Source organism: Streptomyces sp. NPDC090127, assembly GCF_044746945.1.
Classification (GTDB): Bacteria; Actinomycetota; Actinomycetes; order Streptomycetales; family Streptomycetaceae; genus Streptomyces.
Map to the genome: position 1 here is coordinate 443,723 of NZ_JBIVDE010000003.1, position 13,419 is coordinate 457,141.

The following is a 13,419-nucleotide window of genomic DNA, read 5'->3' on the forward strand; positions in this document are numbered from 1 at the left end:
CGGGGGCGTGCCGGGCTACGTCCGGGGGCGTGCCGGGCTACGTCCGGGGCGTTCGGGCTTCGGCGGCGCCGCGTAGGGCGGCCGTGCGGCGGTACAGCTCGGCGGCCTCCGTGTGGCGGCCGAGCCGTTCGAGGCAGTGGGCCTCGTCGTGGCGGCCGGCCAGCGTCTCGGGGTGGCCGGGGCCGAGCGTGCGCTCGCGGCCCTCGGCGACCTGGTGGTAGACGGCGAGGGCGTCCGGCCAACGCGCAAGCCAGCCCAGACCGACGGCGATCTCGCGGCGACTGACGAGGGTGTCCGGGTGGTCGGCGCCGAGGACGCGCTCCCGGATCGCGCACACCTCACGGGCCTCCTCGACAGCGTCCTCCCAGCGGGAGAGGCGGCCGAGGTTGACGCCGAGGCCGTGGCGGGCGCGCAGCGTCTCGGGATGGTCGGGGCCGAGCACCCGGGTGCGGGCGGCGACGAGGTCGCGGTAGAGGTCCAGGGCGTCGCCGCTCCGGCCGACCCTGCCGAGGCAGATGCCGACCTCGTAACGGGCGGCGAGCGTGTCGGGATGGTCCGGGCCGAGGACGTCGGAGCGCGCGGCGGCGACCTCCCGATAGGTGGCGAGGGCCTCCGTCCAGCGCCCCAACTGCCCCAGGTCGTAGGCCACTTCGTACCGTGTCACCAGCGTGTCGGGGTGGTCGTCGCCGAGCAGCCGGCCGCGCGCCCCGGCCACCTCCTCGGCCATCCGGTGCGCGTCCTCCAGGCGTCCGAGCCGCCCCAGGTTGAAGGCGAGGTTGTGGCGGCAGCGCAGGGTGTCGGGGTGGTCCGGGCCCATGGTGCGCTCGCGCGAGGCGAGCACGGCCACGTACACCTGGTGCGCCTCGCCGTGCCGCCCGAGCCGGCCGAGGACGTACGCCGTCTCCTGGCGGGCGGCCAGGGTGTCGGGATGGTCGGGGCCGAGGACCCGCTCGCGGGCGCCGGTGACCGCGACGAACTCGCGCAGGGCGTCGGCGGGACGGGCGAGCCTGCTGAGGGTGAAGCCCAGTTCGTACCGGCTGGCCAGGGTGTCGGGATGGTCGGGACCGAGGACGCGGGCGCGGTCCGCGACGACGGACCTGTGCACGTCCTCGGCCTCGTCCCAGCGACCGAGCCGGCCGAGGCCGAGCCCGGCCCGGTGCCGGCCGGCGAGCACGGCAAGCAGCTCGGGCGGCGCAGCCGGCTCCGGCGTCGCAGGCCGCGCCGGCGGCGTCGTGGCCCGCTCCCCGCCCTCCGGCGGGCGCGGGGGAACGACGCGGGACGCGGTCGTCCACTCCCCCGTGAGCGCGGCGGCGGGGTCGTCCGCGGCGGACCGCGACGCGAGCGAGGCGGCGGTCGCCCGGATCCCGGCGGTCATCTCCCGTGCCCAGTCGGGCAGTCGGCGCGAGGGCGCCTCGGACGGCGTCGACACGGAAGGACGGGCGGAACCGGGGTGGCCGATACCGAGGTCGGTGCGGGCGGAGATGATCCTGCGGCGCAGGACGCCCGCGTCGGTGGGGCGGCCGTCGGGGGTCTTGGCCAGCAGGTCGAGGACGATGCGGTCCAGGTAGTCCGGCAGTTCGGCGCGGTGCGTGCGCAGGGGCTCGGGCGGGGTGTCGCGGTGGCCGACGAGGATGGCCCAGGCGTCCTCCAGGTCGAAGGGCGGGACGCCGGTGGCGATCTCGTACAGCACGCAGCCCAGCGAGTACAGGTCGCTGCGGTGGTCGACCGCGCCGCCGCTGATCTGCTCCGGCGACATGTAGTGCGGGGTGCCCATGGCGATGCCGGTGCCCGTGAGCTGGGAGGTGTAGCCGATGTTGTCGCCGAGGCGCGCGATGCCGAAATCGCAGATCTTCACGGCTCCGTCGCCGAGCCGCATGATGTTGGCGGGCTTCAGGTCGCGGTGGACGATGCCCTGGCGGTGGGTGTAGGCGAGGGCGTCGGCCACCTGCTCGGCGATGTCGACGACGTCGTGGACGGGGAGCGGGTGCTGCTTGTTCTCCTCCATGAGCTGGCTGAGGTTCTGCCCCTCCAGCAGCTCCATGACGAGGAAGAGCACCCCTTCGGACTCGCCGAAGTCGTGGACGACGGTGACGCCACGGTGCTGGAGGGAGGCGGCGACCCGGGCCTCGCGCCGGAACCGTTCCCTGAGGACCGTGACGAAGTGCGGGTCCCGCTCGGGTCCGAGCGGCTTGAGACACTTGACCGCGACCCGGCGGCCGAGCGACTCGTCGGTGGCGCGCCACACCTCGCCCATGCCGCCGCGCCCGATCACGTCGTGCAGTCGGTACCGGCCTTGGATCAGCCTGGTTTCCGCCATCGCGTGCTGTCGCCCCCGTATGTTCTTCGCGCCCTCCCCGGCCCGTCCAGTATGGCTGCCTGATTGCGGAGTTCGTACGGGGCCGGGCGCACGTCGGGGCCCAGCCGGGACATCGCGTTCGGAATGTGACCGGGCGGCAGTCGCCAGCGGAGTCTGGCCGGAATCGAACGCAGCAGATTGGCCGTCGCGGTGAGCTGGTAGGTCACGGTCTCGGGCGGCGGCGCGGGCCTGCCGTAGAGCTCGTGGGCGTAGAGAGGCAGGCAGTTGTACGCGAGTGCTGCCACGCGCCGCCAGATGATCTCGCGCGCCGGGACGAGGGCGGAGCGGACGGGCGGACGGCGCAGGAAGGTGTCGACGGTGCGGGCGTCCGCTCCGGCCGCCAGTCGCGGTCGTACGGCGTCGAAGTAGGCGACGAGCTCGTCGGCGGTGGCGGGCACGGTGCGCGGGTCGAGTCCGACGAGCCGTGCGGAGACACGGTGTTCGTCGATGTAGCGGTCGGCCTGGGCGTCGGTGAGGGGGACGCCGGAGCGGCGGACGACGGAGAGGTACGAGTCGACCTCGGCGCAGTGCACCCAGAGGAGGAGCTCGGGGTCGTCGACGCCGAGGAGCCGGTGGATCTTGCGCACGCGGGCGCCGGCTCCCTCGGCGGCCTCGGTGGTGCCGTAGCTGATCGTGCCGACGAAGTTCGCGGTCCGCAGCAGCCGGCCCCAGGCGTCGCGGCGGAAGTCGCTGTTGATCATGACGCCGCGGACGGCGACGGGGTGGAGCGCCTGCAGGTAGAGGGCACGGACCCCGGCGATCCACATCACCGGGTCGCCGTGCAGCTGCCATGTCACGGAGTCGGGCCCGAAGAGCCCTGGGTCGGCGTCCTGCCTCATGCCGTTCAGGCTACGTCCGCCCTGACCTCCGGGTCATCCGTCCACACGAGGGAGGTGATGAGCCAGTCACCGTCCGCGGTCTTCGTGAGCTGGGTGTGCTTGCGCCCCCATGCGGAGAAGGCGACCCCGTCGCGGATGCCGTGCTTGTGGTACAGGGCGGTCCGCAGGGCGCGTTCGGCGACGACGACGGTCGAGAAGCTGACCTCGAACTCCTCGAAGTCGGTCAACTCCGTTCCGTTGAGGTACTCCTGACGGGGCACCAGAAACTGCTCCGCATCCATCCGGAACACCTGCCCGTCCGCTTCGGCCACGTACTCGATGACGGCGTCGGGGGCGAGGACCGCGCGGGCCGCGTCCAGGCTGACCGGGGATCCGGCGCGGCGGGTGAACGCGCCGAGGAAGGCGGACAGCGCCCGGTCGACGGCGCGTTCGTCGGCGGAACGCGCCGAGGTCCTGCGCCACTCGCCGGCGAGCACGGCGAAGACCGAGTCGCTGCACCAGGCGTCCTTGAAGAACGTGCCGTCGCGCAGGACGGCCTCGTGGCGCATCCCGATGCGCCGCATGAGGGCGGCGGACGCGAGGTTCCGTACGTCACAGATCCCGATCACGCGGCGCCAGCCGAAGTACTCGAAGGCGATGTCGAGCGCGGTGGAGACGGCCTCGGTGGCGATGCCGGTGCCGTGCACGTCCGGGTGGAAGGCGAACCCGACCTGCCCGGTGGCCGGCTCGTCCGGCTCACGCCGGAGCAGCACCTCGCCGACGACCCGCCCGGACTCGTCCTCCACGGCCAGGTCGAACCAGTCGCCGGGGTGGGCGAGCGCCTCCCCGGCGATCACGCGCTCGATGGCCTTCGCGGTCTCCTCACGGGTGTGCGGCTCGTGCGGGAGGTAGAGCGCGACCTCGGGCAGCGAGCGGTGCGCGTGGATGGCTTCGAGGTCGTCCCGGCGTACGGGCCGCAGGCTCAGCCGCTCCGTCCGTATCGGGTACGGGGGATGAGTGACGGGGGTGCCCGCCTCGGTCGGGTCGGTCGGGTCCGTCGATTCCGTCGGGTCGGTCGGGTCCGTCGGGTCGGTCGGGTCCGTCGGGTCGGTCGGGTCGGTCGGGTCGGGCATCGGGGCTCCGTTCGCGGTGGTGATGCGCCCAGTGTGCCGTGCGCCGCGGTCCGACCGGCCGACAACCCCGTGACCGCACGGCTGTCAGCGGCGGACGCGGGGCATGCCGAGGCCGATCCAGGAGATGATCTCGCGCTGGATCTCGTTGTTGCCGCCGCCGAAGGTGAAGATGACCGCCGAGCGGTAACCGCGTTCGAGTTCGCCGTGGAGGACCGTACCCGCCGAGCCCTCCTTGAGCGCGCCGGCGGAGCCGACGACCTCCATCAGCCAGGCGTAGGCGTCGCGGCGGGCCTCGGAGCCGTAGACCTTCACGGCGGAGGCGTCCTGGGGGGTGAGGGTGCCGTGCTGCACGGCGTTCACCATCTGCCAGTTGAGGAGTTTCATCGCGTCGAGCCGGGCGTGGGTACGGGCGAGGTTCCGGCGCACCCAGCCGAGGTCGATGACCCGGCGGCCGTCGGCGAGCTTGGTGTCGGCGGCCCAGCGCTGGACGTCGTGCAGGGCGCGGATGGCCATCGTGCCGTGGGCGGCGAGGGTCACGCGCTCGTGGTTGAGCTGGTTGGTGATGAGCCGCCAGCCCTTGTTCTCCTCGCCGACGCGGCGTGAGACCGGGACCCGGATGTTCTCGTAGTAGCTGGCCGTGGTGTCGTGCGAGGCGAGGGTGTTGATCAGGGTGCAGGAGTAGCCCGGGTCGCTCGTCGGGACGAGGAGCATGGTGATGCCCTTGTGGGCGGGGGCGTCCGGGTCGGTGCGGACCGCGAGCCAGACCCAGTCGGCGGTGTCGCCGTTCGTCGTCCAGATCTTCTGGCCGTCGACCACGTACGCGTCGCCGTCCCTGACGGCCCGGGTCTTGAGGGCGGCGAGATCCGTGCCGGCGTCGGGCTCGCTGTACCCGATGGCGAAGTCGATCTCCCCGGAGAGGATCCCGGGCAGGAAGTACGCCTTCTGCTCGTCGGTCCCGAACCGCATGATCGTCGGGCCGACGGTGTTCAGGGCCATGAGCGGCAGCGGGACGCCCGCCTGGGCGGCCTCGTCGAAGAAGATGAACTGCTCCATGGGGCTCAGCCCGCGCCCGCCGTACTCGACCGGCCAGCCGACGCCGAGCCAGCCGTCGGTGCCGAGCCTGCGGATGGTCTCGCGGTAGAAGCGCTTCTGCGCGGCGGGGTCGGCGTAGCGCGCGTGGACATCGTCCGGCACGAGTTCGGCGAAGTACGCACGCAGCTCCTCGCGCAGGCGGTGCTGGGCGGGCGTGTACTCGAGGTGCATGGGGCCTCCCGTGGCGTCCTGGGTACCGTGCGCGCGACGGCGGCCACGGTAGAACGTGTTCCACAAATGGGGAAGCCCCCTGACGGTCGGGGCACGCGGTGCGCGACCCGGGCGTACCGCCTCGGCCCGGCGGGCAGGAAGGCCGGGCCGAGGCGGTCGGGGCACTGCGGGGAGGTGGCTGGTGGTGGCTGGGATCAGGGCAGGAGCTCGTCCAGGGAGGCGCGTCCCCTCTCCGCCATACGGCGCTCCGCCCACGCGAGGCTCTTCGGATTCACGTCACGTCCGGAGGCGAGGATCAGGTCCTCCGCCGTGTATTCGCCCTCCGACCCGGCATGCAAGAGGCGATCGGGCGTCGGGCTCTCCCCCGGAGATGTCTTGTCGGACTCAGCGTTCATGCCGCCTCCTACTCGTTCTTCCGGTACCGGCCATTCTCGTGTCCGACCCCCGGGAGCGCATCCGGGCCGCCGTCGGCGCGGCGCGCCGACGGGGGCGGGCCGCCGCCGGCGCGGCGGTCCGCCCCCGTCGGTCACACGTCGGGCACTCGGTGTGTCGCCGCCATGGCGTCTCGGGGGTGCGGGTTCGACAATGGTGGGGATGACCGATGACGACCGGCGCACACGCAGTGGCGAGATCGGGCCCACCGAGCGGCTCGCCATGAATCGGACCGGCAGCTTCGACTGGGACCTCGACACGGGCACCATCGACGTCGACGAGGCCGGGCTGCTGGTCTTCGGGCTGGAACCGGGCGAGTTCGACGGACGCCCCACCTCACTCCTCCGGCGCCTCGACCCGCCCGAGCGCGCCCGTCTCGACGCCGTCGTACGGGCGGCGATCACCAGTGGCGAGACCTCGTACACCGCTCAGTTCCGGATCGACGGGGACGACGGAACACCCCAGTGGACGCACGTCCAGGCACGGATTCTGCGTACGCCGGACCGTCGGGCCCACCGGATCGTCGGCGTCGTCCGCGACACCACCGCCGAGGTCACCCACTCCGCGTTCGTGCTCGACCTGGAGAAGCGCAGGGAGGTCCAGACGAGCATCGTCGAGCGGACCACGCAGGCGCTGTCCCGCGCGGTGACCGTCGACGACGTGACGGCGGCCATGACCGGTCCCGGCGGGCTCGCCCGGCTCGGCGCGGACGGGCTCGCGCTCGGGCTCGTGGAGAACGGGTCGCTCAACATCATCGCGCTCAGCGGGGAGTCCCTCGACGCCCTGAACGACTTCCGCGCGCGCCGGCTGGACCGGGGGCTGCCGCTGGCGGAGACGGTCCTGAGCGGGCGGCCTCGGTTCGCGTCCGCCTTCCGTACCCTCGGGCGGGACTTCCCGGAGCTGGCGCCCTACATCGACCGGCTGAAGTTCACGTCCGCCTGCTACCTGCCGCTCGTCGCACAGGCCCGGTCGCTGGGCGGGATGGCGCTGTTCTACCGGCGCCACTCCGCGTTCAACGCCGACGAGCGCAACCTGCTGCTCGGCCTCGCCGCGATCGTGGCGCAGTCCCTCCAGCGCGCCATCCTCTTCGACGAGGAGCGCGAGCTGGCCACCGGGCTGCAGGAGACCATGCTGCCGCGCCGCATCCCGGTGATCTCCGGCGGCGAGATCGCCGTCCGCTACCACGCCGCGTGGAGCGGGCGGCAGGTCGGCGGCGACTGGTACGACGTCATCTCGCTGCCGCGCGGCAGGGTCGGGATCGTCGTCGGTGACGTCCAGGGGCACGACACGCACGCGGCCGCGATCATGGGACAGCTGCGCATCGCGCTCCGGGCGTACGCGGGTGAGGGCCACGCCCCCTCGACCGTCCTGGCCCGCGCGTCCCGATTCCTCGCCGAGCTCGACACCAACCGCTTCGCGACCTGCACCTACGCCCAGGTCGACCTGGGCACCGGCACCGTGCGGGCCGTACGCGCCGGGCATCTGGGGCCGCTGATCCGGCACACCGACGGCCGCGTCGGGCAGCCCAAGCTGCGCGGCGGGCTGCCGCTCGGCCTGGCGACCGTGTTCGGGGACGAGGAGTTCCCGGAGACCCGGCTCGACCTCGTCCCGGGCGAGACCCTTGTGCTCTGCACCGACGGCCTCGTCGAGCAGCCCGGCTCGGACATCCAGGTCGGTCTCGACGCGCTGTCGGAGGCGGTGAGCGGCGGCCCGCCGGAGGCGGAGGCGCTCGCGGACCACCTCTCGGAGCAGCTGTGGGAGCGCTGGGGCGCGGGGGACGACGTGGCCCTGCTGGTGCTGCGGCGCAGCCCGGACCCGGGGACTCCACGGGCGCCGCGCATCCATCAGTACATCCACCAGGCCGATCCGCAGGGCCTCTCGGACGCGCGGGCCGCGGTGGGCCAGGCGCTGCGCGACTGGAACATGACCGACCTGGCCGACGACGCCGAGCTGTTGACCGGTGAGCTGCTCGTCAACGTCCTGCTGCACACGGAGGGCGGCGCGGTCCTCACCCTCGAGGTGCTCCCGGAACCGGTGCGGCGCGTACGGCTCTCGGTGCAGGACCGGTCGAGCGCCTGGCCCCGGCGCCGGACGCCGGGCGAGGCGGCGACCTCGGGACGCGGACTGATGCTGCTCGACGCGCTCGCGTCGCGGTGGGGCGTGGAGCCGCGCGGCGAGGGCAAGGCCGTGTGGTGCGAGATCGGCCCGGTGCAGACGGGGGCGGCGGCCGGCGCGGGAGCGGTGGCCGGATCACCGGGCCCTGGTCAGGGGCCCGGTCCTGGTGCCGGGCTCGATCCCGGCGAGTAACGGCGAGGAGCGAGGAGCGGCTATGGATCCCGTGGCGGCGCTGGACCGGATCGCCTTCCTGCTGGAGCGCTCGCAGGCGCCCACCTACCGCGTACGGGCCTTCCGTACGGCGTCCGCCGCGGTCGCGGCCATGGCGGAAGGCGAGGCCGAGCAGCGTGCGGCGGCCGGCACCCTGGAATCGGTCAAGGGCATCGGACCGAAGACGGCGGCCGTGATCAAGGAGGCCGTGGAGGGGCGCGTACCGGCGTATCTGGAGCGTCTGGAGGGCGAGATCGCCGTGCCGCAGGTCACCGGCGGCGAGACGCTGCGGGCGGCGTTGCGGGGGGACTGCCATCTCCACTCCGAGTGGTCGGACGGTGGCAGCCCGATCGAGGACATGGGTCGCACGGCGGCGGGGATCGGCCACGAGTGGGCCGTCCTGACCGATCACTCGCCCAGCCTGAAGGTCGCGCGCGGCCTGTCTCCGGAGCGGCTGCGCGAACAACTCGACGTGGTGGCACGGCTCAACGAGGAGTGGGCGCCGTTCCGGCTGCTCACCGGGATCGAGTGCGACATCCTGGAGGACGGCTCGCTGGATCAGGAGCCCGAACTCCTCGACCGGCTGGACGTGGTGGTCGGCTCGGTCCACTCCAAGCTGCGGATGGACGCGCCGGCGATGACCCGGCGGATGGAGAAGGCGGTCCGCAACCCGCTGATGGACATCCTCGGCCACTGCACGGGGCGACTGGTCAGCGGTGGGCGGTTGCGGCCCGAGTCGGTCTTCGACGCGGAGCGGGTCTTCGCGGCCTGCGTCGAGTCGGGCACGGCGGTCGAGATCAACAGCCGCCCCGAGCGCCTCGACCCGCCGCGCCGTCTGCTGCGACAGGCGGTCGAGGCGGGGGTGTGGTTCGCGGTGGACACGGACGCGCACGCCCCCGGGCAGCTGGAGTGGCAGATCTTCGGGTGCGCGCGGGCGGAGGAGTGCGGGGTGCCGGTGGAGCGCGTGGTCAACACCTGGTCGGCGGACGACCTGCTGGCGTGGACCCGGGGACGGTGACGCGCCTGGGGCACTCGGCCGACACCGGATCGGGCGGACCGGGGACGGTGACGCGCCTGGGGCACTCGGCCGGCGCCGGATCGGGCGGACCGGGGACGCCGGTCCGCGCGAGCTCCGGGTCAGCCGCGCTGCCAGACCGTCGTCGCGTTGCAGAACTCCTTGATTCCGTGGCCGGCGAGCTCACGGCCGTAGCCGGATCGCTTCACGCCGCCGAAGGGGAGCGCGGGGTGGGAGGCCGTCATGCCGTTGACGAAGACGCCGCCGGCCTCCAAGTCCCGTACGAAGAGGGCGATGTCGGCGTCGTCGCGGGTCCACACGTTCGAACTGAGCCCGAACGGTGAGTCGTTGGCGACCTCCACGGCCTCGTCGATGTCGCCGACCTGGTAGAGCGTGGCGACCGGGCCGAACGTCTCCTCCTGGTGGATGCGCATGTCGGGGGTGATGCCGGCCAGCACGGTCGGCAGGTAGAACCAGCCGGTCGAGCGGTCCTCGGGCCGGGATCCGCCGCAGAGGACGGTGGCGCCCTTGCTCACGGCGTCGTCGACGAGCTCCTCCAGGTCGGCGCGGCCCTGTTCGGTGGCGATCGGGCCGACGTCCGTGGAGTCGTCGAGGGGGTCGCCGACGGTGAGCGCGGTCATCGCGGCGGTGAAGCGCTCGGCGAAGTCGTCGTAGACGTCGCCGTGGACGATGAAACGCTTGGCCGCGATGCAGGACTGACCGTTGTTCTGGACGCGCGCGGTGACGGCGGTCTTGACCGCCCGGGGGACGTCGGCGGACGGCATCACGATGTACGGGTCGCTGCCGCCGAGTTCCAGGACCGTCTTCTTGACCTCGTCGCCCGCGATGGCGGCGACCGAGCGCCCGGCGGGTTCACTGCCGGTGAGGGTGGCGGCGACGACCCGGCGGTCGCGCAGGACCGCCTCGACGGCGCCCGAACCGATGAGGAGGGTCTGGAAGCAGCCCTCCGGAAATCCGGCCCTGCGGAAGAGGTCGCCCAGGTAGAGGGCGGTCCTCGGCACATTGGAGGCGTGCTTGAGGAGTCCGGTGTTCCCGGCCATGAGGGCGGGCGCGGCGAACCGGATGACCTGCCAGAGGGGGAAGTTCCACGGCATGACGGCGAGGATCGGGCCGAGGGGCCGGTAGTGGACGCGGGCGGCGTCCGCGCCGGAGTCCTTCACGTCGGCCTGAGCGGGATGCTCGTCGGCGAGCAGGGCCTCGGCGTGTTCGGCGTACCAGCGCATCGCCTTGGCGCACTTGGCGGCCTCGGCGCGGGCGGACGTGATCGTCTTGCCCATCTCGGTCGTCATCGTGCGGGCGACGTCCTCGGCGTCCTCGTCGAGGAGGTCGGCGGCCCGGCGCATGAGGCGCGCGCGTTCGGCGAAGGAGGTTCCGCGATACTTCCGGAACGTCTCGTGCGCGGCGGCGACCCGTCGCTCCACCTCGTCGTTCCCGTGCGCGTCATAGGTGCGCAGCGTCTCGCCCGTGGTCGGATTCACGGTGGCGATCCCCATGTCGACTCCTCCTGCCCGTCCGTCCCACAGGCACCCTCCCGCGCCCGGCCCTCGTTGGCAAACGGGGAGGCGGCGGTGGGGTGACCGGGAGGCCGACGGAGGCGGCCCCTGGCCGGCCCCTCAGCGGCCGGGGGCGGAGGCGGAGGCGGGGGGCCGGGAGGCCGGGTCCGCGACCCAGCGCAGCGCTCCCGCCAGATGACCCCGGAACGTCTCGTCCTGGTAGGCCTCCGCCGCGTGGCCGAGCGCCGTGAAGAAGACCCGGCCCTCGCCCGCCTCGCGGCACCAGACCAGGGGGTGGTCCGCGCCGAGCGTCCCGCCCCGGTACGTCGACTCGTCCGCGCGGGCCAGCACCCGGACGCCCGCGTCCCGCGGGTTCGACGTGAAGTTGTACCACTCGTCCGTCCACGCCCACCGGCCCGGCAGCGCGGCCGTCGCCGGATGGTCGGGCACGTCCACGCACACCGCCCCCGGCTGGATCTCGGGATGGCCGTCGAAGCGCGTGCCGAGCAGCTCTCCGTAGAACGGCCAGTCGGGCTCGGCGTTGGCCGCGGCGTGGATCGCGAGGAAACCGCCGCCCCCGAGGACGTACGCCTCGAACGCCGCCCGGCCCGGCGCGGTCAGAACCGGTCCGGTCGTCGAGAGGAAGGCCACCGCGGCGCACCGCCCGAGCCGTTCGGGAGTGAAGGCCGCCGGGTCGTCGGTCACGTCGGCCTCGTACCCCGCCGCCTCCGCCAGCGCCGCCAGTGCCTTCGCTCCGGCCGGGATCGAGTCGTGCCGGTAGCCGGCGGTTCGGGTGTAGATCAGGACGTCCGCGATCGGCACGAGTGGCTCCCCCACTTGCAGTAAGCGCTTTCCCGATCGACCGTAGCCACCCCTGCCCCCGCACCGCAACCGTGGCCCGGCGACCGAACCATTGGCGAATCGGATACATCTCTGTATCTTCTGGCGGGCAGCGCGTCCCGCCGTCGTGAGGAGCCCCCGTGAGCACCGTCCCGCCCGCCCTGGCCGCCGCCGTGGGTCCGCTGCCCGAAGGGGTCACCCTCCCCCTGCCGCCCACCTTCGACACCGTCGAGGAGGAACGCCGGTACCGCAAGGAGCAACTTGCCGCCGGATTCCGGCTCTTCGGGCGGTTCGGCTTCTCCGAGGGGGTCGCCGGGCACATCACCGTCCGCGACCCGGAGAACCCCGACGCCTTCTGGGTCAACCCCTTCGGGATGAGCTTCAGCCAGATCAAGGCCTCGGACCTGATCCTCGTCGACCACGAGGGCACGGTGCTCCAGGGCGCACGCCCCGTGAACCGTGCCGCCTTCGTCATCCACTCGCAGGTGCACGCCGCCCGCCCGGACGCGGTCGCCGCAGCCCACTCGCACTCGCTGCACGGCAAGGCGTTCTCCAGCCTCGGCATCCCGCTCGCGCCGATCACGCAGGACGCCTGCGCCTTCTTCGAGGACCACGGGATCTACGACGACTACCGGGGCGTCGTGAACGAGCTGGACGAGGGCAGGCGCGTCGCGAAGGCCCTCGCAGGGCACAAGGCGGTCATCCTCAAGAACCACGGTCTGCTCACGGTCGGGCACTCGGTCGCCGAGGCGGTCTGGTGGTTCGTCACCATGGAACGCTCCTGCCAGGCCCAGCTGTTGGCCATGGCCGCCGGCACGCCGCAGCTGATCGACCGTGAGACGGCACTCGTCACCCGGGGCCAGGTGGGCGGCCACCTGGCCGGCTGGTTCCAGGCCCGTCCGCTGTGGGACCAGATCACAGCCTCGGACCCGGACCTCTTCGACTGACCCCAGCGGCTCTGACCCTCCTGACCGCCGGGCAAGTCCTGGCGCGCGTGTCGGCAGTGAACGGGGACCGGATCCTGCCGGGATCCGGCATGGAATCCCCGGCCGGACCGGGTGACGCTGAGACCCGAGACACCAGGGGGCACGCATGGGGAAGAGACACCAGCGGAAGATGCTGCGGCTGATGGAGAGCGGGGAGCCGGTCCGGCTGGCTGTCACCATCGGCACAATGAAGGAGTTCACCCGACTCGCCTTCATCGCCCAGCAGTTCGGGTACGCGTACGAGAACCTCCTGCAGACCGGCCAGGGCGCGGGCGTGCTGTGGCTCGTACCAGACCCCGATCCGCAGGCCCGGACGCTCGCTCGGGAGAACCGGGAACGCTATCCGCACGCGGCCGAGGGGGGCCCGCTGCCGCCGCTCGTTCCCGAGGCGCTCGAACTCCTCAAGGCCCGGATGGTCCTGGACCTCGAGCGTCAGTACTCCGCCAAGACCCGAATGGCGCTCGTCCTCGTCCCCCTCACCCTTGGCTCCCTTACCCTCGGCCTGGAGTTCGGCGAGGACATGGCCTCGGTCCTCACCGTCGCCGGTGGCTTCTGGGCAGCGATGACGGCTCTGCTGTCCGTCTTGTTCGCCGCCGGCCGACGCTCGGTCGCCCGGTACGCCGCCCGGCTGCGGGCCGCCGGCTTCACGCCCGTGACCGACCACGACGGCCGGTCGCGGTACGTGCCGCCGAGCGGGCGCCTCCCCGGTCACGGCGACCCGTTCGCCGGCTAGGACC

Annotated in this window: 11 protein-coding genes; 4 read left to right on the top strand and 7 right to left on the bottom strand. The window is 72.9% G+C overall.

What is annotated here, in order from left to right:
• Window positions 1-37: 37 nt before the first annotated feature.
• The 5 genes from ACIPPS_RS13080 to ACIPPS_RS13100 form a co-directional block, all read right to left on the bottom strand.
• Window positions 38-2,317, bottom strand: coding sequence for a tetratricopeptide repeat protein (locus tag ACIPPS_RS13080; protein WP_401430367.1), 2,280 nt, complete (start codon window positions 2,315-2,317; stop codon window positions 38-40).
• On the bottom strand, window positions 2,299-3,195 hold the full coding sequence (locus ACIPPS_RS13085; RefSeq protein ID WP_401430369.1) for an oxygenase MpaB family protein: 897 nt from the start codon (window positions 3,193-3,195) through the stop codon (window positions 2,299-2,301). Before ACIPPS_RS13085 ends, ACIPPS_RS13080 begins: the two co-directional genes overlap by 19 nt.
• Window positions 3,196-3,200: 5 nt before the next feature.
• On the bottom strand, window positions 3,201-4,307 hold the full coding sequence (locus ACIPPS_RS13090; protein WP_401430371.1) for a GNAT family N-acetyltransferase: 1,107 nt from the start codon (window positions 4,305-4,307) through the stop codon (window positions 3,201-3,203).
• An 84-nt stretch (window positions 4,308-4,391) separates the two neighbouring features.
• On the bottom strand, window positions 4,392-5,570 hold the full coding sequence (locus ACIPPS_RS13095; protein WP_401430373.1) for an acyl-CoA dehydrogenase family protein: 1,179 nt from the start codon (window positions 5,568-5,570) through the stop codon (window positions 4,392-4,394).
• Between the two features lie 194 nt (window positions 5,571-5,764).
• Window positions 5,765-5,965: a hypothetical protein gene (locus tag ACIPPS_RS13100; protein WP_401430375.1), complete on the bottom strand. Its 201-nt coding sequence runs from the start codon at window positions 5,963-5,965 to the stop codon at window positions 5,765-5,767.
• Between the two features lie 199 nt (window positions 5,966-6,164).
• Here ACIPPS_RS13100 and ACIPPS_RS13105 point away from each other — a divergent pair, with 199 nt between their 5' ends.
• Together ACIPPS_RS13105 and ACIPPS_RS13110 are read left to right on the top strand one after the other, a co-directional pair.
• Window positions 6,165-8,309 carry a SpoIIE family protein phosphatase gene (locus ACIPPS_RS13105; protein WP_401430377.1) on the top strand — a complete coding sequence of 715 codons (2,145 nt, stop codon included), beginning with the start codon at window positions 6,165-6,167 and terminating at the stop codon, window positions 8,307-8,309.
• Window positions 8,310-8,331: 22 nt separating this feature from the next.
• Window positions 8,332-9,345: a PHP domain-containing protein gene (locus ACIPPS_RS13110; protein WP_401430379.1), complete on the top strand. Its 1,014-nt coding sequence runs from the start codon at window positions 8,332-8,334 to the stop codon at window positions 9,343-9,345.
• 119 nt (window positions 9,346-9,464) lie between these two features.
• Here the strand turns inward: ACIPPS_RS13110 and ACIPPS_RS13115 are convergent, their stop codons facing one another.
• Complete coding sequence (locus ACIPPS_RS13115; protein ID WP_401430381.1) at window positions 9,465-10,856, bottom strand: NADP-dependent succinic semialdehyde dehydrogenase; 1,392 nt, start codon at window positions 10,854-10,856, stop codon at window positions 9,465-9,467.
• A gap of 120 nt (window positions 10,857-10,976) precedes the next feature.
• Window positions 10,977-11,678 (bottom strand): ThuA domain-containing protein, encoded by a 702-nt coding sequence (locus ACIPPS_RS13120; protein WP_401430383.1) that lies wholly within the window; start codon window positions 11,676-11,678, stop codon window positions 10,977-10,979.
• A 158-nt stretch (window positions 11,679-11,836) separates the two neighbouring features.
• Between ACIPPS_RS13120 and ACIPPS_RS13125 the strand changes: the two genes are divergently transcribed.
• Window positions 11,837-12,643 carry a class II aldolase/adducin family protein gene (locus ACIPPS_RS13125; protein ID WP_401430385.1) on the top strand — a complete coding sequence of 269 codons (807 nt, stop codon included), beginning with the start codon at window positions 11,837-11,839 and terminating at the stop codon, window positions 12,641-12,643.
• Window positions 12,644-12,788: 145 nt separating this feature from the next.
• Window positions 12,789-13,415 carry a hypothetical protein gene (locus tag ACIPPS_RS13130; RefSeq protein WP_401430387.1) on the top strand — a complete coding sequence of 209 codons (627 nt, stop codon included), beginning with the start codon at window positions 12,789-12,791 and terminating at the stop codon, window positions 13,413-13,415.
• The last annotated feature ends 4 nt before the right edge of the window (window positions 13,416-13,419 follow it).